Annotated in this window: 18 protein-coding genes and 1 tRNA gene; 14 read left to right on the forward strand and 5 right to left on the reverse strand. The window is 38.6% G+C overall.

Features of this window, described 5'->3' with window-relative positions:
- Positions 1 to 470: 470 nt before the first annotated feature.
- Positions 471 to 1,928 (forward strand): aminotransferase class V-fold PLP-dependent enzyme, encoded by a 1,458-nt coding sequence (locus CAL6303_RS19325; RefSeq protein ID WP_015199516.1) that lies wholly within the window; start codon positions 471 to 473, stop codon positions 1,926 to 1,928.
- Positions 1,929 to 2,053: 125 nt separating this feature from the next.
- Here the strand turns inward: CAL6303_RS19325 and CAL6303_RS19330 are convergent, their stop codons facing one another.
- On the reverse strand, positions 2,054 to 2,734 hold the full coding sequence (locus tag CAL6303_RS19330; RefSeq protein ID WP_015199517.1) for a tetratricopeptide repeat protein: 681 nt from the start codon (positions 2,732 to 2,734) through the stop codon (positions 2,054 to 2,056).
- Between the two features lie 330 nt (positions 2,735 to 3,064).
- On the opposite strand from CAL6303_RS19330, the gene CAL6303_RS19335 reads away from it, so the two are divergent.
- From CAL6303_RS19335 to CAL6303_RS19345, 3 genes are all read left to right on the forward strand, one after another.
- Positions 3,065 to 3,394 carry a YbjQ family protein gene (locus CAL6303_RS19335; protein ID WP_015199518.1) on the forward strand — a complete coding sequence of 110 codons (330 nt, stop codon included), beginning with the start codon at positions 3,065 to 3,067 and terminating at the stop codon, positions 3,392 to 3,394.
- Positions 3,395 to 3,594: 200 nt separating this feature from the next.
- Positions 3,595 to 4,224, forward strand: coding sequence for a hypothetical protein (locus CAL6303_RS19340; protein WP_015199519.1), 630 nt, complete (start codon positions 3,595 to 3,597; stop codon positions 4,222 to 4,224).
- 205 nt (positions 4,225 to 4,429) lie between these two features.
- A complete protein-coding gene (locus CAL6303_RS19345) occupies positions 4,430 to 5,038 on the forward strand; it encodes a CAP domain-containing protein (protein ID WP_041739778.1) in 609 nt (202 codons plus the stop codon).
- Between the two features lie 111 nt (positions 5,039 to 5,149).
- Here CAL6303_RS19345 and CAL6303_RS19350 read toward each other — a convergent pair whose 3' ends face one another.
- The gene (locus tag CAL6303_RS19350) at positions 5,150 to 6,358 is read right to left on the reverse strand and encodes an acyltransferase family protein (RefSeq protein ID WP_015199521.1); all 1,209 of its coding nucleotides are present in this window, start codon (positions 6,356 to 6,358) and stop codon (positions 5,150 to 5,152) included.
- A 220-nt stretch (positions 6,359 to 6,578) separates the two neighbouring features.
- On the opposite strand from CAL6303_RS19350, the gene CAL6303_RS19355 reads away from it, so the two are divergent.
- From CAL6303_RS19355 to CAL6303_RS19365, 3 genes are all read left to right on the forward strand, one after another.
- Positions 6,579 to 7,025, forward strand: coding sequence for a peroxiredoxin (locus CAL6303_RS19355; RefSeq protein ID WP_015199522.1), 447 nt, complete (start codon positions 6,579 to 6,581; stop codon positions 7,023 to 7,025).
- Between the two features lie 311 nt (positions 7,026 to 7,336).
- Positions 7,337 to 8,464 (forward strand): AI-2E family transporter, encoded by a 1,128-nt coding sequence (locus CAL6303_RS19360; protein WP_015199523.1) that lies wholly within the window; start codon positions 7,337 to 7,339, stop codon positions 8,462 to 8,464.
- Between the two features lie 307 nt (positions 8,465 to 8,771).
- Positions 8,772 to 9,200 carry an FKBP-type peptidyl-prolyl cis-trans isomerase gene (locus CAL6303_RS19365; protein ID WP_015199524.1) on the forward strand — a complete coding sequence of 143 codons (429 nt, stop codon included), beginning with the start codon at positions 8,772 to 8,774 and terminating at the stop codon, positions 9,198 to 9,200.
- A 65-nt stretch (positions 9,201 to 9,265) separates the two neighbouring features.
- Here CAL6303_RS19365 and msrB read toward each other — a convergent pair whose 3' ends face one another.
- The 3 genes from msrB to CAL6303_RS19385 form a co-directional block, all read right to left on the reverse strand.
- Positions 9,266 to 9,673 (reverse strand): peptide-methionine (R)-S-oxide reductase MsrB, encoded by a 408-nt coding sequence (msrB, locus tag CAL6303_RS19370; protein ID WP_015199525.1) that lies wholly within the window; start codon positions 9,671 to 9,673, stop codon positions 9,266 to 9,268.
- Between the two features lie 340 nt (positions 9,674 to 10,013).
- On the reverse strand, positions 10,014 to 10,223 hold the full coding sequence (locus CAL6303_RS19380) for a TOBE domain-containing protein (protein WP_015199526.1): 210 nt from the start codon (positions 10,221 to 10,223) through the stop codon (positions 10,014 to 10,016).
- Between the two features lie 93 nt (positions 10,224 to 10,316).
- Entirely contained in the window at positions 10,317 to 11,192 is an 876-nt protein-coding gene (locus tag CAL6303_RS19385) for a hypothetical protein (protein ID WP_015199527.1), read from the reverse strand.
- Between the two features lie 97 nt (positions 11,193 to 11,289).
- On the opposite strand from CAL6303_RS19385, the gene CAL6303_RS19390 reads away from it, so the two are divergent.
- The 7 genes from CAL6303_RS19390 (at position 11,290) to CAL6303_RS19420 (ending at position 22,908) form a co-directional block, all read left to right on the forward strand.
- Entirely contained in the window at positions 11,290 to 12,852 is a 1,563-nt protein-coding gene (locus CAL6303_RS19390) for a cytochrome P450 (RefSeq protein ID WP_015199528.1), read from the forward strand.
- 573 nt (positions 12,853 to 13,425) lie between these two features.
- Entirely contained in the window at positions 13,426 to 14,313 is an 888-nt protein-coding gene (locus CAL6303_RS19395) for a metallophosphoesterase family protein (protein WP_015199529.1), read from the forward strand.
- Between the two features lie 45 nt (positions 14,314 to 14,358).
- Positions 14,359 to 16,854: a type II CAAX prenyl endopeptidase Rce1 family protein gene (locus tag CAL6303_RS19400; RefSeq protein ID WP_041739783.1), complete on the forward strand. Its 2,496-nt coding sequence runs from the start codon at positions 14,359 to 14,361 to the stop codon at positions 16,852 to 16,854.
- A gap of 176 nt (positions 16,855 to 17,030) precedes the next feature.
- A tRNA-Cys gene (locus CAL6303_RS19405) sits at positions 17,031 to 17,102 on the forward strand.
- Between the two features lie 377 nt (positions 17,103 to 17,479).
- Positions 17,480 to 18,259 carry a peptidylprolyl isomerase gene (locus CAL6303_RS19410; RefSeq protein ID WP_015199531.1) on the forward strand — a complete coding sequence of 260 codons (780 nt, stop codon included), beginning with the start codon at positions 17,480 to 17,482 and terminating at the stop codon, positions 18,257 to 18,259.
- A complete protein-coding gene (locus CAL6303_RS19415) occupies positions 18,256 to 21,234 on the forward strand; it encodes a peptidase domain-containing ABC transporter (protein ID WP_015199532.1) in 2,979 nt (992 codons plus the stop codon). Before CAL6303_RS19410 ends, CAL6303_RS19415 begins: the two co-directional genes overlap by 4 nt.
- A gap of 192 nt (positions 21,235 to 21,426) precedes the next feature.
- Positions 21,427 to 22,908 (forward strand): HlyD family efflux transporter periplasmic adaptor subunit, encoded by a 1,482-nt coding sequence (locus CAL6303_RS19420; RefSeq protein ID WP_015199533.1) that lies wholly within the window; start codon positions 21,427 to 21,429, stop codon positions 22,906 to 22,908.
- Positions 22,909 to 22,986: the final 78 nt, after the last annotated feature.

A 22,986-nucleotide genomic window follows, 5' to 3' on the forward strand; every position in this document is an offset into this window, starting at 1 on the left:
TTCTTTCAAAGAAGCATCAATGTACATAAAAATCTTTAGGTGCAGTTGATTAGGATGGAGCAACTTTTAATTGTCAAAAGTTTAGTTATCAACATTTTCCTCTATTAGGTTTAACGGTTTAGTAGTTTTAACGGCAAACTTATTTCAGAGGTTGTTTGAAAAGTGGTTAGCGGTAATTTTAATTACTTAGATATCCCCATAAATCCACCTTAAAAAGGGGCGCTAGGGGGAGGATCTAGAACGTTTTGCTACCCACAAGAGGACTTTTCAAACATCCTCTCAGTTTGTCAAAGTTCACAGCGGCTATAAATAATCATTAAAACTGCTGAAAACAACCGTCAAATTTAATGAACAGGTAATTGATGCTATTTAATTTTTAGCGTAGTTGCATGTAGGGAAAATCTTGCTGAACTTTAGGCAATTATCAAACTTGGATCTTACAGTCATTTAGAGTTTATCGAGACAGAAATATGCAACTACAAGTCAAACCCATTACAAAGTCACAAAACGAACTTGATAATTTTTGGCAAGAAAATATTCAGCCTCTATTTACAGAAGAATCCTTGTGCTTCCAGGTTAAAACCACAGACGGAAAGGAAGTGCGGTATGTCAATTTGGATAACGGAGCAACAACTGCACCCTTCGCACCAGTAAAGCGATATGTTGAGGAGATGCTTGACTGCTATGGTAGCGTCCATCGTGGTTCGGGACAAAAATCATTAATCTCTACTAGGGAATATGATAATAGTCGTGATGTAATTCGTAATTTTGTTGGTGCTAGCCAAAATAACTATGTCATATTTGCGAAAAACACAACAGAAGCAATTAACGCGGCAGCAACTTTGTGGGCAAAGATTCCCGGTAAAATATTAGTTTCGGACATTGAACACTCTTCCAATTTACTACCTTGGGTGGTTAATAATGAGGTGGTTCAATATCGGACAGAAGCCGATGGTAGCGTTGATATTGCTAAAATTGAAGCTATATTAGTAGCGCATAAAGATTTACCAGTAACTGAGCAAATTAAATTATTAACTATTACCGGAGCTTCGACAATTACAGGTTACAAACCGCCAATTTATGAAATTGCGGCTTTAGCTCATCGGTACGGCATTAAAATTTTTGCAGATTTATGTCAATTGGTGCAGCATGATCGAGTTGATATGCTACCAGATAATGATCCGTGCCATTTAGATTTTGTGGCGTTTTCTGGACATAAGATGTATGCTCCCTACGGAACTGGAATTTTAGTAGGTTCCAAGAACTTTTTTGATCAGTTTCATCCTTACCAAATTGGTGGTGGAAATTTACCATATATCACCAGAAATTTAGAAATTAAGCGATTTTATACCGAACGTGCCCATGATCCAGGGACACCAAACGCGATGGGTGCTGTGGCTATTGCCAAGTCCATCCAAATTATTGAAAGTTTGGGAAGGGAAGAAATTGCTCATTATGAGCATTCGTTAGTGGAGTATACTTTTAAGCAACTTTCATCTATTCCAGGGGTAAGAATACATATTGCTGGTGATGGTATTGCCCATGTGATTCCCTTTGATATTGATGGTTTTGATGGACGTTTAGTTGCAGAAATTCTGGCTCAAGAATATGGAATTGGTGTCAGAGCAGGTGCTTTCTGTACCTATGAATATATCCGTAAACTTAAGGGTATTTCTGATGAACAGGATGAAGTGATTGCTGCGGAGGTGGATCAGGGCATAACTCGGAATATTCCGACAATTATTCGGGCAAGTTTTGCTCTATCTAATAATTTTGAAGATTGCCAGCGGTTTATAGATGCGATCGCGCAAATTACTGAGAATGGTTTTGCCCACTATCTACCTAAATACTCCCAGGATAATACAACTGGGGTTTGGACTGCTTTGGCAGCCTCTGAATATACTCACAGTGGTTATAGATTAACTTAATCTCAGGAACAGGGTTTAGGGTAAGTAGGTGTTATGAGAAGGCAGTAGGCAGTAGAGGTATTTTACTTCCCCTGCTTCCCCTGCCTCCCCTACTTCCCCTGCCTCCCCTGCTCCCTGCTCAAGTGCTAACTACGAATTTTGCGGATGGTTGCCTCGACACGGTTCGCATTATCTTGCTTGCCTTGTTTTTCGTATAAGTCACGAGCTTTTCGGAATAGCGCGATCGCATCTTTCGATTTACCCTGTTTCATCAAGAACGTACCTCGCAACTCAAATACTTGAGGGTTATTTGGTTCCAGATTCATTGCCTGTTCAGTTGCCCACATGGCATTATTGGTTTCACCCAAGCGCAATAGAATCGTTGCTAACCCCAAATAAGCATTAGCATTGTTACGGTTAATTTGAATTGCTTTTCGATAAGCATCCTTCGCAGCACGATTATCTCCTAGATTTCCACTCACATAACCCAAAGCATACTGATAGTCATCATTATTGGGGTTTAAAGCTACCGCACGCCGATATGCTATGAGTGCAGAGGGCAAATTTCCTTGTTGCGCGTATAGATAGCCAATTCCTGATTGAATTGTCGCATTGCGTGGGTCTGCCGCTGCCGCTTCCTTGTAAATAGCGATCGCACCACCATAATCGCCAGCATCCACCAGTCTTTTTCCTTCTTCTAGCATCTGCTTTACTTCCTGGGTTGTGCGTTGTGCTACAAGTGTTTGTGCCTGAGCTAATGTTGGCACGGTAGTAGCAATGCTTCCAACTAAAAGAATACTAAGAATAAGTTGTATCCGATTGTACACAGTAATTACCCAAAAGTTTTTGCAACTTCTTTTAAAATTTCCATAATCGTTTGTTTATTAAAACAAAAATATTCTCATTTGCAAACTCTACCTATTCACTTTCATCTAAGATTCATGTTTTTTTGATTTAGTTCCTCATTAGGCAGAAAAAACGAATATTGGTAATTTTGGCTATTTTGTGACTAAATTTGCATTTCAATTAAGATTCTAGGCTCCAATTATTTGATTGTGTATTTTCCCTCCTTCTGACTCCAGCAACTGTTCAAATACGACAAATGATTACCTTTACCATCAGACTATACTATAAGAAAGTACAAATTACTGACAAATATGATTTTAACCACAACAGATGTATTACAAGGTGCAGTTGTCGATTCTTATCTGGGAATTGTTACAGCAGAAGTAGTTTACGGCAGCAACTTTCTACGGGATTTTGTAGCAAGTATTCGTGACATAATTGGCGGTAGAACTGTTAGCTATGAGCGCTTATTTGAACAAGGTCAACAAAAAGCACTAGCCGAACTTCAAGAAAGAGCAAAACGCTTAGGAGCAAATGCAGTTATTGGGATTGCAGTTGATACTGGAACAATTAATGTCGATCAATCTGGAGTCTTGATGTTGATTACAGCTACAGGAACCGCTGTAAAAATTCGTCAATAATTTCATTTATGAAGTTTTTTTAATTATTAAAGCCCTTGTTTCGTGAAAATAAACAGTTTTCACCCCAAAGATAGAGTTGAAAATTACTTCTACTGATGGATATTTACTAACCTAATTTAGCGTTTAATCGTATAACAAATAGGAACTCACTAAAAAGCACTATTTAGCAAAAATTAGGTAATAGTAAGGAGCGAAACTCTATGTCATATGTAAATAGAATGGATGAGGGTGATGTTATTTCCGAGCCAGCTGTGGTAGCTCGCGTAGCAGATTACCATGATCGGGTTCGCTGGGGTCCAATTATCTCTGGTTTATTGGTAGCATTAGCAACTCAACTGGTTCTCAGCGCTATGTTCGCAGCGATTGGTGCAGGTAACATAGAAGCATCGGGTAGACCACGTACAATTGCTGGTGATGTTGCTGGTGGTGTGGGCATTTGGTCAATAATCGCCCTATTAATTTCCCTATTTACTGGTGGCTGGGTGACAGCTCGCGCCTGTGGTCCGATGAATCGGAATACCGCTATACTCAACGGTGCTATCCTCTGGGCAACAACCTTAGCTGTCAGTTCTTGGCTATTAGCAAGTGGTGTATCTGGTGCATTTGGTGTTGCAGCTTCCAATGCGGGAGAAGTTGTTAACCAAATACAAGGACGCGCTCTTGATGTTCCCCAAACAAATGTTAGCGCTCAACAAGCGCGTGAGCTTGCCTCTGGAGTTCGTCAAAGTTTGTGGTGGTTTGTCTTCGGCTCAATATTAGGTTTAGTCACTTCAATTGCTGGTGCTGTTACTGGTGCCCGTAGTCCTCGTAGAAACGGAAATTACAGTTAAGTAATGTGCAACTACTGACTCAGTAGCTGAGTCTTTAACAATACCCTAAACTAGATACCCGAATTGTAAAATAAGTCGGGTATTTGAACATATACATATTTGCCATCCAAAAAAATAATCAAACAAAAATAATCTAAAAAAATATCCGAAAATATTTTGTGAGATTGTGGAGCTATATGTATTTCGTATATTTGCTCCCATAAAGATGAAAACTGTAACACATCCTTGGCTTTCACCCCTTGAGGAACAAGTGGTTGTTGAAATGAACAAAGCACGCTCTTGTAGTAATTATGAAGGAGCATCCCATTCCCGATCCTATATAGAAATTTTAGAGAGCTATAAACAGCGCTTTGATGGAAAACGAGTTTGGCTTTCTTCAGATGTTTATCTCCAAACTCAGGAAGGAGTTAAAGCTGTGGATGAAGCAATTAAATACCTCAAAAAAGTTACTCCAGCACCTCCTCTAACTGTGTCGAGGGGAATGTCCTTAGCAGCCCAGGATCATGTTAAAAATCAGGGGATAAAAGGTATAACAGGTCACAATGGCAGTGATGGCAGTAATCCATTTTTACGGATGGAGCGTTATGGGAAGTGGTTAGTTACTGCTGGTGAAAATATTAGCTATGGCTCCTATATGCCAGAAGATATTATTATGCAGCTAATAATCGATGATGGAGTTCCAGATCGAGGTCATAGGGTTAATATTTTTAATCCAGCTTTTAAATTAGCTGGAGTTGCTTTTGGAATTCATGCTAAATACCGTCAGATGTGTGTGATTACCTATGCTGGAGGTTATCGAGAAAACATGATTTAGGTTTAGTTAAGTAATAAAAGCAACCCTAAGGATTTGAACTTGGATTGGGTATATTGTTTTTTACATTCATTGGATCGCAGATGCGATCGCATATCTCTAAAAACCCCTATTCTAAATTTTGATAAATAGGCGTTGACGGTACATCATCCAAGCTACCCCCAACCACAGTAATACAGTAACAAAAGCAAATAAAAATGAACCATTTAAACCACCTGCCCAAGATGCAAAGAGATTTTTATAAATCACAGTGTATAGGTTCGTCGCCGTATCGCCTGTACCAATGACGGTTTTTGCCAATATTTTAATGAATAATACAGATGCGGTGAAAATAGCGATCGCATTCATCCCCAAAACCTCAAATGGTTTAGCCCAACTCCGAATTTTTTGAACTTCAATCAATTCATAACACCCAGCCAGTAGCAACAATGCCCAGCCAGTAGTAAAAATTACATAGGAACTAGTCCACAATTTCTTATTAATCGGAAAATCTAAAGCAAATAACCAAGCAATAATTAAACAGCCAATTCCCGCTAAAGCTAAACCCAAACTAGTACGTGTTTTTACTGGTTGGCTCCGTATCCATTGACCAGAAAAATAACCACCTAAAACACTAACAATTGCTGGAATTGTACTGAAAAGTCCTTCCGGATCACCAAAATTATTAAAACCATCACCTTTATAAAGATGTGCTTTTGGAATAATAAAACGATCAATATATGCAGCAAAATTACCTGTGCGAGTACCGATTTCCCCAGCGCCATATTCTGGAATTGGAACATACATCATTAATAACCAGTAACCCACCAATAACACCCCGGCAACAATCCATTGGGCTTTTTTCGGTAACTTCAAAACAATCAACGAAGCAAACAAGTATGTCAAGGCGATGCGCTGCAACACCCCCATAATTCGGAGAGTGCTAAAGTCAAAATAAGGTAAATTTTTACTATTCCAAAATAGATTTAGGAATAAACCAAGGGCAAACAAAATTGCCCCACGGCGAAAAATCTTCTTGTAGGGAGGTTTGGCACCCCCAGCAGCAGAACTTTCCTTAGCCAAAAACTGCTGCAAAGCCCCAATCGCATCCTTTTCTTTTTCCACCTTGGGTATCACGTCGGTGTATTTAGCAAACGAAAACGACATTGCCACACCGACAATAAAGAGGAAGAAGGGAAACACCAAATCAGCTAAAGTACATCCATGCCAATCGGCATGAAGCAAAGCAGGATAAACATTTGGTTCTGCCAGACTCACCATATTCACAAGAATCATACCTGCGATGGTGGCACCTCGAAATACATCCAGTGAAGTTAGGCGCATAGATTAAAACTAATTGATAATATTTGATTTTTGGATTTAGTTCATCTTCCCTGATATTGAACAGAAAATACCCATAGTTGAGCCATATTTAAGATAAAATTTTGTAAAGCGATCGCAAGATTTGTTTACCAAGTTAGAGGAAGTCTCGCCCTAAAACAGCGAGTTATCCCTGATGTTTGAAATTCTTCCCAACAAATAACTACAAAAAATTAGAAATTTTATGGCAATTAAAACAGGTGATGCAGCCCCAGATTTTAGCCTGCCTTCGCAAAATGGTACATCAGTTAGCCTCCAAGATTTTCGTGGCAAATCAGTTGTGCTTTATTTTTACCCCAAAGATGATACACCGGGATGTACAGCAGAATCATGTGCTTTCCGCGATCAGTATGAAGTATTTAAATCGGCAGGTGCAGAAGTAATCGGCATTAGTGGGGACTCTCCCGCATCTCATCAAAAGTTTGCAGAAAAATACCAGTTACCATTCACACTTCTAAGTGACCAAGGTGACAAAGTACGCAATGCTTATGGTGCAAAGTCACTATTTGGTTTATTTCCCGGTCGGATTACCTATATTATTGATGGCAACGGTGTTGTCAAACATGTTTTTGATTCGATGCTGAATTTTCAAGGACATGTGGAAGAATCCTTGAAGATATTAAACTCTTGACCAAAGCCGGTGGAAGCCTCCCCTTAAAAAGCCCCCTAACTCTTTTAGAGCGGCTGAGGCTTCGCCACGCCAAAGGCGAACGCCAAGTGTAAGGGGGTTGGGGGATCAAAAGCCTGGGACGCAACTATAAAAGACTTGTGTGTACACCGTAGCCTTTTAAGGGGAAAAGTTCTTTGGCTTTTCTTGCTTCCTCCAAAAACCCGTCTCCTGCCTCCTGCCTTCATTGACAAATAAAGTTACCTAACAATATGCAGGCGAATATCATCGAAATCGGCTAATCTAGCTGAATTAATACTGGTGAGGTTGAGGGTGTGAAACTTGGTCAATGGATTGGCTTATTAGCTATTGTTCTTTCGTCATATATTTTATGGCAGATACGGGAAGCTTTACTATTAGCTTTCGCTGCGGTTGTTCTAGCCACTACCCTTAATCGCCTATCTAGACGTTTCCAGCGACTGGGATTGAAGCGTGGGATTTCTGTAATTATTTCTGTTTTGATATTTATAGCCTTGGTTGTGGGATTCTTTTGGTTGATTGTGCCTCCATTTGTTGATCAATTTCAAGAGTTAACACGAAAAGTTCCCCAAGGTTTGCAGCGTGTGAATTTTTGGTTACTAGAACAAAAAACCCATATTCCTCCTCAACTAATTACATATATTCCTGATATTAATCGCTTGGTTCAAGAAGCACAGAGGTTTATTAGTCCGGTTTTAGGGAGTTCTTTTGCTTTTTTGTCGGGTTCTTTAGAAGCTTTACTCAAAATATTACTGGTGTTAGTTTTAACAGGGATGTTCTTAGCAGATCCCAAAGCTTACCGCAAAGTATTTGTCCGCTTATTCCCTTCATTTTACCGCCGACGTATTGATGGCATTCTCGATAAATGCGAAGAGTCTTTAGAAGGATGGGTGACTGGTGCATTTATTGCTATGAGTGCTGTGGGAATTATGAGTGTGGTGGGATTGTCCATTCTCGGTGTACCTGCGGCTTTAGCATTGGGAATTTTGGCAGGATTTTTGAATTTAATTCCTAATTTAGGTCCGACAATGAGCGTGATTCCGGCAATGGCGATCGCATTATTAGATGCACCCTGGAAATCTCTAGCTGTGTTCATTGTTTATTTAGTTATTCAGCAAATTGAAAGTAATTTTCTTACACCGTATGTAATGGCTCGTCAAGTATCCCTTTTACCTGCGGTAACTTTAATTTCTCAACTGTTTTTCGTGACTTTCTTTGGTTTCTTGGGGCTGTTTTTAGCCTTGCCTTTAACTGTAGTTGCCAAAATTTGGGTACAGGAAATTCTGATCAAAGATATCTTGGATCAATGGAATAGTGATGCAGAAAGAGAAACTGAATTTGTGATGATTTCTGAAGTACAAAACGTAATCAATGTTCAACAACCACCGCCAAACGATGTACCAACTAAAAAGGAAGAAGAATAGTTTGTTATCAGTTGATTTGTCCGTTCGGTTTAGATTGACTTGCGCTCTATCTAAGCTGACATCTTAAATAAAGTAGACAACAATACAACTTATATTTAGTGTAGTATTACTAAACACTTTACACGCAAAGACATTAACAGCGCGAGTTTAGCTCAAATTATTCTATTATTCAACACATTTCAACCAAATTCTGTATTCCCTTAATTATCATTTTCAGGTAAGGTGCATATTTGAAAGGAAATTTTATTTGATACTGACGGTAAAAAATTCAGCAGCACATAATTGTAGAAGTGCGAGGATGATCATAATGACACAAGCAAAAATTGGTGACACTGTTACTGTTCATTACACAGGGAAACTGTCTGATGGAACAGTTTTTGATTCTTCTAACGGTGGCGACCCTTTAGAATTTACACTTGGCGAAGGAGAGCTAATAGCTGGATTTGAAAACGCAGTTGTAGGAATGAATACTGGTGAGACAAAAACAGCAGAGATTCCTGTGGAGCAGGCTTATGGCTTGTATAATCCGGATATGGTAATTGAAGTCGATCGGGAACAAATGCCAGCGGAATTAGAACCAGAAGTTGGTCAGCAGTTGCAACTCGAGCAACCTACAGGGGAAATGATTCCAGTTGTGATTACCAAGGTTGAGGAGTCTCTGGTGACTTTGGATGCAAATCACCCTTTAGCTGGGGAGGATCTAGTTTTTGATATTGAGCTAGTAGCGATCGCATAATTAGTTTGACGCTGAAAATAGCCTCCGATCCGCGACTGTTTGAAGTCGCGGATACGCGGTTATCTCTACTGTTGATCAAACTTCAGAGACACACCATTGATACAGTAACGCTTACCTGTTGGTGCTGGACCATCATTAAACACATGACCTAAGTGTCCACCACAATTTTTGCAGTGAACTTCTACCCTAGTCATGAAGAATGAGCGATCAACAGTTGTGTCTATTCCCTCTTCAATGGGTTGATAAAAACTCGGCCAACCTGTGCCACTATCAAATTTAGTGGTTGATGTAAAAACGGGAGTTCCACAAGCAGCGCAAACATAGGTACCTTCACCATACTCTTTATTTAGGGGGCTGGTGTGAGGACGCTCCGTACCATGTTTACGAAGTACCTGAAACTGTTCTGGTGTCAAGCTTTCCTTCCATTCTTGATCTGTCTTCTGGATCTTAAATTCGTTTTGTGAAGTTGCCATCGTTAGCTCCCATGCAATATCTGCAAATCTCTTAAGTCTATTCTTTACATATTGTTACAGAAATTATCTCCGACTGGGAGTAGAGATTTACGCTTTAATCGCAAAAAGGCTCACAGTTTACCACAATGAGGCATGATCGTTTTGTCACTGCCGAAGTCAGGGAAGCTTTCTAGCAGGGGCAGAGGGGAGGATTGGAAGCTCAGACTCCCACCAGTCCAGAGCGTCCTGGAATGACGGAGCTTGATACCCATGTTCCGCTCCAGGGCAGGGCTTGCTCTCCCCGCTCCCTACCCCCTGCCCCTCCGTTTCTTCGATCAATGCGTAAGTTCTGCAATCGTTTTTAATCAACACCAAGCATCACATCAGTTGATTTAATTACAGCATAAGCTGTCTTACCTTCGGCAATTCCTAAGGATTCAACAGAGTCTTTCGTAATAATTGCGGTAACTTCAACTCCTGGAGACAACTCAAGAATTACTTCCGAATTAACAGTACCAGGAATAATTTTTTTTACAGTAGCTTTAAGTGTATTTCTCGCACTAAGTTTCATCTTTTTTATCCAATTTTGCGAATACTTACTCACTAATAGTACTAAATCAAACTTAGTTAGATGAATTACTTTAGAAATAATTAATTTTATGACTTATGCTTGTTCAGGTTGATTTAGATCGCGTTTAAAAATGATCATTTCTGTGCCGATTACGGGGTTTCTTGCTACTAGCCTATCTAAAATATCAACTATTTCTAAATGACTAAAATCTAACTCTTGAGAGCGTTGAAACATTTCCAATGCTAATTTGTCTTGTTGACTAGGTTTAAGATCGTACCATTGGTCACTGACTTTAATCACTAGGCTACTGGTAGCGAAGTTTGCCTGAGTTGATTTGATGATTCCTGAAGAAACGCGATCGCTTACTTCTGATATCCTGTTTTCTATAGATGCAATTAGCGTTTGTTCGGGTGTGAGGGGGACAAATACGGGTGTTGGTGTCTCTGTGGGTATTGGTTCTGGTACTTCCTCTATTGGTTCCTCAGTCGCTTCTACTACTGGTGTCTCTTCAACTATTGGTGGTGATGGTTCGATATCAACAGCAATCGGTGGGGAAACTGTGGGAGTTATAGTTGCTTCTGGGGTAGAAATAGTTGGTGTTACAGGTTCGATTTCTGGTGCCTTAGCAATCTCAGTAGTTTTACCAGTAAATATAGAAGTTGTTCCCCATATTAACACCACGGCTACAAGCACAATTGCTCCACCCAAAGCAGTATCTGATAGTTGGGAAGCTAAACCCACAGGTAACAGCGAACGGATTCCATTGAGAATTCCCCCGCTAACTGTAGCACTAGAATCATCACTACTGGGTTCAGTTTCAAGTTTATCCACCGTCACTTCGAGAACACCAATTGTTCCCCGCAAAAATTGGATAATTGTAGTCTTCCAAAATGGCTGAGGTCTTGGGTAGCGCTTTCGACGCGGATCTGGAGAATTAGGAGGTTGGGAGTTAAGATTGCCTTGTGACATGAAATTTTGACCGAAAAGAACTAATCTCTGAGCGAATTGGAAAACAATAAGGTACTATCTGGGTAGTCTGAAGTTTTTGGTGGACAAAGGTGGATTTATGTTCCAAGAGATTACTGGTCAGATTGCTTATTCTTCCTCATTTGCATATTTAGCTACAACCCTAAGCATTACTAGCATAGCAGGAACAATTGGTTGGCGCTGGTGGAAACAAAAGAAGACATATAAATCACTTCAATCACTCCCTTCTCCTCCCCAACACTGGTTGTTAGGAAATATTCCGCAAATGTTAGCAGCAGTAAAACAGAAGAAATTATTTCGGCTATTTTTTGATTGGAGTCAAGAACTAGGTCCAATGTATGTTATTTGGAATGGCAGCCATCCAACTGTTGTTTTAAGTAAACCCAAAGTTATTGAAGATACCATTGTCAATGGTATGAGAGATGGTAGCCTAATCAGAACTCAGCGATTGCGCCAAGCCTGGAACGATATCATTGGTCCGATTATGATCGGAGAAACCGGGACTGAGTGGCAGTGGCGACGCAAGGCTTGGAACCCAGAATTTAGTTCTAGCAGTCTCTCGAAGTACGCGGAATTTATTAGCCAAGCCTGCGAACAAGTCATTGAGACACTGAAGGAAGCATCTCCACCAAAAGAAGTTCAGGTAGATCCTCTGTTTGTAGAACTAACAATGAGGGTGATTTCTTCTCTAGTGCTGGGTATTCCTGTGGATAAAAATAGCACTAGTAATGAAGGTCCACCCTTGGAAGTGATGAAGATGTACGAAGCGATGTCTGTTGTCGGCTATCGGTTTCTACGACAAGCTACTGGCGAGAAGAGATGGATGAAATATTTGCCAACTAAAAATTCACAAGATTATTGGGCAGCAAGGCGATATTTGGAGGAATTTATAACTCCTCGTGTAGACTTAGCTTTACGGATAAGCCAACAAAATAAAACCGATTTACCACAGGTAAGTTCTTTGTTCCAGGAATCAATGTTAGTTAAAATCGCTGCCAAAGAAGCAAAATACGATCGCCAAACATTAATAGCAGAATCTGTTGAACTCTTAATAGCTGGTACTGACACAACAGCCCATAGTTTATCCTTTGCAGTCGCAGAGTTGAGCTTAAATCCAAGAGTTTTTCAGCAAGCACAGGACATTGTTGATCAAACTTGGAACAACTTTGGCGGTATTAATGCAGAAAGCCTCAAGGAATTGGCTTATATTCGCGCAATTATTAAGGAGACATTGCGTCTTTATTCAGTCGCATCAGGCTCAACTTCGATGCAGACTCAACGTGACACCGTAATTGATGGTAAAGAGATTCCTCGTGGTACAGGAGTATCATGGTCGATGCTTGCTGCTGGAAGAGATCCAGAAGTTTATGCTAATCCAGAGGAATTTTTGCCGGAACGTTGGTTAGATAAGAGCAAAGAAACTAGTCCATTGCCAATGATAGACTTTGGCTCAGGGCTTCATCGTTGTTTGGGAGAGCATCTATCAATGCTGGAGTCAACTACGATGTTAGCATTATTGCTCCGCTACTTCGACTGGGAATTGGTCAACGGTCGTTCTTCTGTGGAACAATTACAACAAAATCTGTTAATTTATCCGTCTGATAAAATGCCAGTGCGCTTTCGGTTGAGAAATTGGGAATAACACCTGATCCTCACAAACATATCCAAATATTCCCCCACTCCCTTTGTTTATTCAGGATCTCAAGTAAAATTATTGCGAGTTAGGATAATATTTTATCTGCCTGACTATATTATTATTGTGATTAACTTCGGCTAAAATTTCTACATTTGGAGACTTGTCAGTAACCCAGCCCTAAAGGGACTGAGCTTGTTTGAGAAATCAAGCAAGCTGTACTGACCAGACCACCTGACAACAGGTAAACGTTATTTGAGTCACGACACCCTGCGGATGCGTAGCTAGTCCCCTGCTCTGTCGCTTGTGATTAAACAGTTCTAAGGTCACTGGAACAGTGTTGCAAGCCTAACAAGCTCTTATAACAGGTCGTTCGCGTAGCGTGTCCCCTTGGGACTTAGCTAACATTACCCCGAAAGGGAGTTAGTTTCCAGGTTCCAATCAAAAATCTGGATTTTAACATCCACGGTGGTTAAAACCACTGCCTTCGGCACGCAAGCTGCGTGTCGCGGCTGGTGAGCCATGTCGAACCATCCCTCTCAGCACTAAAGTGGCTGAGTTTCCCGCATACCGAGTATTTGTATGAATCTAAAACGCCGTAAATTTTTGTCATTAGCTGGGATAGGCGCGTTTGCATCTATATTTTATGCCTATTCAGTAACGGCTAAAAAAAATTTGGAACCGACAAACTCTCGGAGAAAAGATTTATTATTTAGATTTGTTTCCGTTGCTGATACTGGAACTGGTACTAAAGGTCAGTATGCTGTGGCAAATGCTATGGCAAACTACCATACTAAAAATCCTTATGATTTAGTAGTTTTAGCCGGGGATAATATCTATACTAATGGGGAATTTGAAAAAATTAACGAAGTATTTGAACGTCCTTACGGAAAGTTGCTCAAAAAAGGTGTAAAGTTTCGAGCGGCTTTGGGAAATCATGATATTCGCACTGCCAATGGTGATCTTCAGGTGAAGTATGCTGGCTTTAATATGAAAGGTCGTTATTACACCTACAATCGCAATCAAGCCCAATTTTTTGTTCTAGATACTAATAGTAATGCTGATTGGAAAAATCAATTAGTTTGGTTAGAGCAAGAATTAGCTAAGTCTAAAGCACTTTGGAAGATAGTTTATGGACATCATCCCATCTATGCTTCCGGTCAATATGGCAGTAATCCAGACTTTATTCAAATATTTACACCGATGTTTCAAAAATATAATGTCCAACTATATATTAATGGACATGAACACCATTATGAACGAACAGCAGCTATTAATGGAACTACCTATTTAATTTGTGGTGGTGGTGCTGGAACTCGTCCAGTGGGTAAAAATCCTTGGACAGAATACTCAGCCGAAAAGTTGAGCTTTGCTAGCTATGAAATATATCCAGATATAATTGAAATTCAAGGAATTGGTACTGATAATCGAGTTTTTGATCGTGGTGTCATCAAACTAAAATCTGTGTGAGCAAAATCAAAAAAATGACTTAGAAAAAGGAGATAATTACGTAAATTGGGTCGAAAAACAAAGTTGCGATCGCTTGTGTTGATAATCCTAGTATTTATCGCAGTATTTGCGGTGTTACAACTATCTCGCAAACAACCACAGTTAGTCCAGCAAAACAGCAATTACGCAATACATACAAATCAGGGTTTTAACCAGCCGAGCTTTTATCCCCTGAATCAAAAGATCTCGATAAACAATTACAAACCTGTTGGAAACTGGATTGGGAGGTTAATTTTACCAACCCCAGAACAATTACAAGATGGTTTGGATTGGGTATGGATGGAAGTAGAACATGCACCAACAGCAGCAGAAAAATTGTTGGGAAAAACTGTACGTTTGGAATGGCAAAAAAATCAAGATTTGCTGATGCTTGTTCAAGCTGTCACCAAAGATATAAATTTCACTCCTGAAGTTATCAACAGTCAAAAACAAGGCAATATTCACCCATTTAGACTTAATGGTGTTCGTCAAGTAGGTGTTTTACGTTCTTTAGCTGGTGCAAATCCAAATGATGATACGATTGTAGCGCTAAATGACAATACAATAATTGCTAATAGTGAAGATAAATCTATTTTAAAAATAGATAGTGAGCCTATTTTAATAACTGGTAGATTTTACGGTTTAGTCAAAATTATAAAACCAATAAAGCCTAGAATTAAATCAGATGCGAAAGTTCTTTTATTAGCCAAACAAAAACAGTATCATGACTACTTTTTAGTAAAGCATTACAATGCAAGTTCCCAGAACTTTGATGGTGTTGAAGAAACAATTCGCATTCCTCAACAAGTAAGAGATACTCGGAATTTTGCACCTTCAACCACACAACAAATAGAAAAATCATCCGCAGGCAAAGATGGATGGTATATTTACGGTGCAGATGATGTAAATAATATGTTTACAGTTCAAGCGATCGCACCCTATTCCCTGTTCTCAATTAAACCAAATGAAAGGATTATAGGTGAAGAATTAGGACTGAATTATATAAAAAAACTCAACTGGCTAAATACGGAAGTAAATAAAGGTAATTTAAATACAGTATCTATTTCAATAACAAATCAATCAAAATGGCAAGAAGGCGACAAAGCCATCCTACTACACTTATATGGTGGAATTGGTGGAAAAAAAGCCGAACCTCTGGGAGTAGTCGAAACCATCACCGGACATTTTGCCTTTGGCACCGCAGAAGTTATCCGCGACAAATTTACTCAAAAACTACGCTTCGATATCCAATATCATCAAATTTATGCCCATAACCCCGATGGAATTATTGCTGGAACCCATACATGGGCAAACTATATGGGTAATTTACAACGTGGATGGTTATCGACAAGACCAGTATCTGATATATTAATCAAATATGAACCCGTAACCCAAAACTATGATTTTGATGGGGTCAAAATTTCACCATTACAAGAATTTCAGCAACAATTGCAGATTGGGATCGCACGTTATCGTAGTGGTGATGGAACTGGTGGAGCAACAGTATCACCTGCTACTTCATGCGTCCAAGATTCTAACCAAGCATTGTATGTAACGATACTAACTGTCAAAAATAAAATCGCTACAAACCCGCAAATTCAAACATGGTTAAAAGCTAACCCAAAGCATCCGCAAACATTGCGCTTTCAAGAACTAGTTAAATTAAGTCAATCCTTAGAAAGACAATTAACACCCCTAGGAATAGTCCGTGCTGATTGGCAAAGTCAAGCAAGTATATTAGCAGGTACCGGAACAGGAAAAAGCATCAAACCATTTAAAGATGGTAGTATTTGGGCAGGTTTGACAACATGGCGAACAATGATGCCACGACAAGCGCATGATGACCTCGCCAGGATATTCTTAAAACACGGGGCAATCGTACATTTTTTGCGAACAAATCAGGTAGGAGGCTGGCAAACTGATATTACACCCATTGCACCAACAATTTTCTTCGGGAAAATTCAAATACCCTTCACCGATATATCACCGCTGCCAATCATTCTCAACCGTATTTTAGCATCCCTATCAATTCCCACATTCAGCCATTATTTAACGAGTGCGATCGCATTGGCAATCTATAGCCTTATTGCCATTACTTTCGGCTTCAAATCTGGCTTTCTATCCCTTCAAACTTGGTCAGCAAATTGGGTTGATAAAACTTTACTGAGTATACGTTGCTTATTTCTACCCAGCATTGTGGAGGAATTATTCTTCCGGGTTTTACTATTACCCCATCCAAGCGAAACAACAAATTGGTGGGAATGGACATTATGGGCAGCTTTCAGTTTAATATTATTTATTGTTTACCATCCTCTAAACGCTAAATATTTTTATAAAGCTGGATTGCTCACATTTTTTAACCCCGTATTTTTGATTTTAGCTGGATTATTAGGAACTACCTGTACGATTATTTACGGAATAACAGGTTCACTGTGGCTAGTGGTTTTGATTCATTGGATAGTCGTAATAACTTGGTTAGTATTTTTTGGGGGAATTGGCAAACTTGGGATGAAAAATTCATAAATTATCAACCCCCAAAATTTTTCTTCGTAGTCAACAATGCATATCAAACTTATCTTTGTGACTTCAAAAAAAAATTTAAATCAACAATTGTATTATAAGCAGTTACTGTGCTATACTAACTAACATTGACGTTTATGTGTTTTGTTATAAGCAAAAACATGTATGCATCAAAATCCGGCGACATAGCCAAGTGGTAAGGCAGAGGTCTGCAAAACCTCCATCCCCCGGTTCAAATCCGGGTGTCGCCTTTTGTTGTACATTAACTAATTATTTGTCACTGTTAACAGATTAATGTCATCTTTGATCTGGTTATTTTAATTCGGCAAGTACAAATCATGGCTTGATTCTGCCCTGGCAATTTTTAATATATCCAATTTGATTGACGCAGGTAATTTTGCTACATCAGGAGCGAGCTACGTAGTTAAATTGTAAACTATGTAGCTTGTTTTTATGGAGATAAGCTGAAAGATGTATCAGTATAAAAACTGATCCTGAAAGTTACAGATAGCTTTATTTAAGTATAACTACTATTGTTTCAGTTCTCGCTCAAGTAGCATTATTTTACAGGTATGCTTATGGAATATGATGTAGCAAAGCTTTTAGCTGTTATATTTGGTGATTTGTGATGGACAACATTCTAAAAATTGGCGACCAAATACTGACTGCTACAGAAGTAGTGGTTAAATTAGCAGAGTTTCAAATTTTACCAATGTTATGCCGAGAACTGATCATTGAAAAGGCGATCGCGTCAACTGATTTATCGACTATTGAGAAGAATCAGGAAATAGATAAATTTTATACCAAGCATAAATTAACAACACCAGAAGCAATAGAGGCAATTAGTAAGCATTACTGCATAACACAGGTGCAGCTAGAAGCGTTAGCAACGAAAGAATATCGTCTAGAAAAGTTTAAAAAAGCGACCTGGGGAGGAAAATTAGAGCAATATTTTATTCAACATAAACCTCAACTTGATAAAGTTATTTACTCTCTTTTACGAACTGAAGAGATGGAAATCGCGCAAGAACTATTTTTCCGAATTCAATCAGGAGAATCAAGTTTTGCTGATTGTGCAAGTCAGTACTCCCAAGGTACAGAAGCACAAACAGGGGGGTTGATTGGACCGGTTGCAATTAATCAACCTCATCCTGTGATCGCTCAAAAACTAGCAAAAATTGAACCTGGATATTTATTACCACCAATGAAATTGGAAAATTGGGTGGTAATTTTGCGCTTAGAAAAATTAATTGCTGCACAATTTGACGAGGAAATGAAAACAACATTACTCAATCATTTGTTTGAACAGTGGTTAAACGAACAATTGCAGCGGACACCAATGTCATTAGTTGCAAATAACCTTTCCTCACCTTTTGATACACCAAAAGCTGCGATCGCCATAGCATGACTATAATTACATCTACTACATATCAAGAGTTTATTGCCACAACTCCACCATTCAACAGTTTGGACGCAGATGCGATCGCTAAACTCTGTAGTCAGCTAGAACCATTGCGCTATCGGATGGGACAAGCTATCGTCGTTAACGAGACTTTGCCTGCAAGAATTGCAATTCTGTTTCAGGGAAAAGCTAGATTACTAGCATACCCTCCTGGTGTGAAGGTACCCCAAACACTGAAGGTATTGGAACCAGGTGCAATAATTGGGACAGTGGGAATTTTGAGAAATCTTCCTTGTGAAACTGTGATTGCATCTTGTGAATCAATTTGTTTAACCTTAGCTGTGAAGGATTTTGAGGATTTATTTTCTACTCAACCTGAAATTGCTGCTTATTTTCATAATCAATCAAGTTTGTTAGAAGTTTATGATATATTAAGTCACGAAATACAACGGCGCGGTTTAGCAGGCGATCGCATTCAAGAATTAGCAACTGCTGCTCTGCCTCAAGTAACTATACTAAATCTTGCTCAAGGCAAAACTCCAATAAATAAATTAGATATTAATCTACTATGGTTTGTTAGCAGTCATGGTTGCAACTATCCAGTGGGTAGCAAGATTAATTTTGATAGTGAGCAAGAATATATCCAAACTACTACAGCTAAGAAAGTTCGCTTAATTGGATTGAACGATCCTACTTTATCTTTTACAACTGCAACTTCCCAAACGAGAACTGAATTAGAGTCAGAAATAGTTCTCAATCCTTGGGAACAGGTTCCTTTTGCACCGGAAAAACCAGAAGTTAAAAAGGAAGTCAAAAAACAGCAGTTCTCCTCAGCATATCCACATATTCATGGTAAAGGTGCAGTTGATGGGACTCTTGCCTGTTTTCAAATGCTATCACGTTACTGGAATATACCTTGGAAGCGAGATGTTCTTCAACGCGCATTAGTTGATAATTACAAACGCACAGGAAAAGTATCAATGGAACTGTGCGGTGGAATTGCCGAATTAATCGGATTAAAAGCGCAACTTGTTCAAGTTCCAGCGGTAGCAATTTCCAAACTTCCCACTCCTGTACTTTTACCTTGGCAAGATAGTTTTGTCATTGTATATGAAGCAACAGAAACTGAGTTAATAATTGCTATTCCTGAAAAAGGTATTATTCGAGAAAAGCCAGCAAAATTCATTGAAAAACTAGAGGAAGAAGTGCCTGTTCTCCTTCTGGAGACAATGCTGGAAACACCTAAGCAACGCTTCGGATTAAACTGGTTCATTCCAGCAATTAAAAAACATAAAGCAGTGTTGATTGAAGTATTTATCGCTTCATTTTTTATCCAGATATTAGGACTAGCTAACCCTCTAATTACACAGGTAATTATTGATAAAGTTATTATTCAAAATGGCATAAACACCTTAAATGTTTTAGGCGGATTATTAGTTACATTAGCATTAGTTGAAGGTATTGTCACATGGTTGAGAACTAATCTATTCGTTGATACTACTAATCGGATTGATTTATCTTTAGGGTCAGAAGTTATCGATCATTTACTAAGATTACCTTTACGTTACTTTGAAAAGCGACCTGTGGGAGAAATTTCTTCTCGGATCAATGAGTTAGAAAATATTCGCTCATTTTTAACGGGAACTGCTCTGACTGTAGTCTTGGATGCAGTTTTTTCTGTTGTCTATATCGCTGTCATGATTTTTTATAGCTGGTTGCTAACAATCGTTGCCTTAGCAACAGTACCACTATTCGCTCTCCTGACATTTGTTTTCGCTCCAATCATTCGTAAACAAACAAGAATCAAAGCTGAGAAAAATGCAGCAACACAATCTTATTTAGTTGAAGTTGTATCGGGTATTCAAACAGTAAAGGCTCAAAATATTGAACTTAGTTCTCGGTGGCAATGGCAAAATCGCTATAGTAAATATATTAGTGCTAGCTTTCAAAATGTTATTGTTTCAAATACAGCTAGTTCTTTAAGCGCTTTTCTTAACAAGTTATCTAGTTTACTATTACTTTGGGTGGGAGCTTATTTAGTTCTTCAAAAAGAAATTTCATTAGGAGAATTAATAGCTTTTCGGATCATCGCTGGGTATACAACTAGTCCGCTTTTACGCTTAATTCAACTATGGCAAAACTTCCAAGAAACAGCTTTATCTTTGGAACGACTTGCAGATATTATTGATACTCCTCAAGAATCAGAAATTGCTGGACGGGATAACATCCCAATACCTGCTATTATCGGAGGAATTAGATATGAAAATGTGACTTTTAGCTTCAGTAAAAGTCCTAAACCGCAACTTGATAATATCAGTTTAGATATTTGTCCTGGAGAGTTTATTGGTATAGTGGGACAGAGTGGTGCTGGTAAAAGTACATTAACAAAATTAATTCCTCGCTTGTATGAACTAGATGCAGGCAGGATTTTAATTGATGGTTACGATATTAGTAAAGTCGAATTATATTCGTTACGTTGTCAAATTGGTATGGTGTTGCAAGATACCCTCCTCTTTGATACTACTGTTCGGGAAAATATTGCTTTGACAATGCCAGATGCAACTCCGGAAGAAGTAGTAGAAGCAGCTAAGGTTGCTTGTGCTCATGACTTTATCATGAACTTACCTCAAGGCTATAATACCCGCGTTGGAGAAAGGGGTTCTGCATTATCAGGGGGACAGAAACAGAGAATTGCCATCGCTCGAACTGTACTTCAAAATCCACCTCTATTAATTTTAGATGAAGCTACTAGTGCTTTAGACTATACTACCGAACGACAGGTTTGTTTAAATTTACAATCTGCATTCAAGAACCGTACTGTGTTATTTATTACTCATAGATTAGCTACCATTCGCAATGCAGATACTATTTTAATGATGAATATGGGAAAAGTTGCAGAAAAAGGCATACATGATGAACTAATTGCCATGAAGGGTCTATATTATTGTCTCTATCAACAACAAGAATTGTCAGGAGAATAGCTAATAGATGCTAGGTATTAGACTGTGATGATATTGAATTCGGCTTGGAGCTATTTAGTCTTTTAAACAATATATTTTTGTAGGTAAAATTGTTTAAAATGTTTAAAAAATAATTAATTATATATAAATAGAACATTACTTATTTAGATTACCTATTTGAAGTTAACAACTAACAAATAACAAATAACAATTATGAAAAATGAAATTGAGCCTCAAATTCCTAATTACGTACCACGTTCTATTTCCCAGTTTGAGCAACCTGTAATCTTAAAGCAATCTCGTAACTGGTCTAGGGCGATATTATGGGGATTAATCCTCTCAACAGTAGGTGCGATCGCATGGGCAAATTTCAGTAAGATTGAAGAGGCTGTATCTGCTACTGGCAAGCTGGAAGCAAGTGGTGCAACTAAAGATGTCCAAGCACCTGTTGGTGGAGTTGTTAAAGAGGTATTTGTTGAAGATGGAGAACAAATTAAAGAAGGGGATAAGCTAATTGTTCTAGACAATGCAACTGCTAAAGTTCAATTGGCATCTTTGCAAAAAGTACGTGCTAGCTTAATGCAAGAAAATAAGTTTTATGAATCGCAGTTAAAAGATAAAATCGATTTGGATCTTACCTCTTTACAAGTGCCAGCATCCATGATTGACTTAACTAAAAGTCGGGCTGCATTATTAACTGAAAATCAAGTTTATCGAACCCAATTTGATGGGAATTCTGCAAATAAATTATCTCAAGAACAAAAAGAAAGAGTTACCTCTAGTCAAATTGAACTAGACGCACGAGTGACTGAATCACGAGCGGAAATAGAACAACTAAAACGTCAAGTTGAACAAAATGATATTAAGATTATTTCTAATACAGACTCGCTGAAAATGAATCAAGGCATTCTGAATAATATTAGCGGGTTAGCAAAAATTGGGGCAATATCACAGATTCAATTTCTTAAACAGCAAGAGGAAGTACGGAATATACAATCTCAAGTCGATCAGTTGATGCAAGAAAAAGCAAAATTAGAAGCTCAAATTATAGGTGGACAGGCAAAACTGAAAAATACCGTTGCTGGTTCCCGCAAAGATTGGCTAGATAAAATCGCTTTAAATAATCAAAGAATAGCTGATATTGATAGTCAACTTACCAAAGCAATTGTTGAGAATAATAAAAAGATTGCAGAAACTGATTCACAAATTAGTCAGACTCAGATGAATTTGAGGTATCAGGAAATTGTAGCTCCCACTAGCGGTACAGTATTCGAGCTTAAGGCAAAGTCTCCAGGATTCGTAGCATCATCCACAGAACCAATACTGAAGATAGTACCAAATGATAAGTTAATTGCTAAAGTATTTATTACCAATAAAGACATTGGTTTTGTGAAAGAAGGAATGACAGTGGATGTCCGTATTGATTCATTCCCATTTAGTGAATTTGGTGATATTAAGGGGAAATTAGTCTCAATTGGTTCGGATGCACTGCCACCAGACCAAATTTATCCATTTTATCGATTTCCGGCAAAGATTGAGCTTGATACTCAATATTTAACTATTAATGGTAAAAATATAGCCTTGCAGTCAGGTATGGGAGTTAATACTAATATTAAGATACGCGATCGCACTGTGATGTCTATTTTTGCAGATATGTTTAATAATAGCGTCGAAAGCTTTAAAAATGTTAGGTAGATTGTATCCACTCAATAAGTTGTGTATTTCGTCATCGAGATTTGCCTTACTGCCATCAGTGAAATCAGGTTTGAATTC

Origin of the sequence: Calothrix sp. PCC 6303 (assembly GCF_000317435.1) — a bacterium.
Taxonomy (GTDB): Bacteria; Cyanobacteriota; Cyanobacteriia; order Cyanobacteriales; family Nostocaceae; genus PCC-6303.

Excerpts from the sequence above, each read along its gene's own strand:
- CAL6303_RS19325 (WP_015199516.1), top strand. The coding sequence starts at position 471 with ATGCAACTACAAGTCAAACCCATTACAAAGTCACAAAACGAACTTGAT.
- CAL6303_RS19335 (WP_015199518.1), top strand. The coding sequence starts at position 3,065 with ATGATTTTAACCACAACAGATGTATTACAAGGTGCAGTTGTCGATTCT.
- CAL6303_RS19340 (WP_015199519.1), top strand. The coding sequence starts at position 3,595 with ATGTCATATGTAAATAGAATGGATGAGGGTGATGTTATTTCCGAGCCA.
- CAL6303_RS19345 (WP_041739778.1), top strand. The coding sequence starts at position 4,430 with ATGAAAACTGTAACACATCCTTGGCTTTCACCCCTTGAGGAACAAGTG.
- CAL6303_RS19350 (WP_015199521.1), bottom strand. The coding sequence starts at position 6,358 with ATGCGCCTAACTTCACTGGATGTATTTCGAGGTGCCACCATCGCAGGT.
- CAL6303_RS19355 (WP_015199522.1), top strand. The coding sequence starts at position 6,579 with ATGGCAATTAAAACAGGTGATGCAGCCCCAGATTTTAGCCTGCCTTCG.
- CAL6303_RS19365 (WP_015199524.1), top strand. The coding sequence starts at position 8,772 with ATGACACAAGCAAAAATTGGTGACACTGTTACTGTTCATTACACAGGG.
- msrB (WP_015199525.1), bottom strand. The coding sequence starts at position 9,673 with ATGGCAACTTCACAAAACGAATTTAAGATCCAGAAGACAGATCAAGAA.
- CAL6303_RS19380 (WP_015199526.1), bottom strand. The coding sequence starts at position 10,223 with ATGAAACTTAGTGCGAGAAATACACTTAAAGCTACTGTAAAAAAAATT.
- CAL6303_RS19385 (WP_015199527.1), bottom strand. The coding sequence starts at position 11,192 with ATGTCACAAGGCAATCTTAACTCCCAACCTCCTAATTCTCCAGATCCG.
- CAL6303_RS19390 (WP_015199528.1), top strand. The coding sequence starts at position 11,290 with ATGTTCCAAGAGATTACTGGTCAGATTGCTTATTCTTCCTCATTTGCA.
- CAL6303_RS19395 (WP_015199529.1), top strand. The coding sequence starts at position 13,426 with ATGAATCTAAAACGCCGTAAATTTTTGTCATTAGCTGGGATAGGCGCG.
- CAL6303_RS19410 (WP_015199531.1), top strand. The coding sequence starts at position 17,480 with ATGGACAACATTCTAAAAATTGGCGACCAAATACTGACTGCTACAGAA.
- CAL6303_RS19415 (WP_015199532.1), top strand. The coding sequence starts at position 18,256 with ATGACTATAATTACATCTACTACATATCAAGAGTTTATTGCCACAACT.
- CAL6303_RS19420 (WP_015199533.1), top strand. The coding sequence starts at position 21,427 with ATGAAAAATGAAATTGAGCCTCAAATTCCTAATTACGTACCACGTTCT.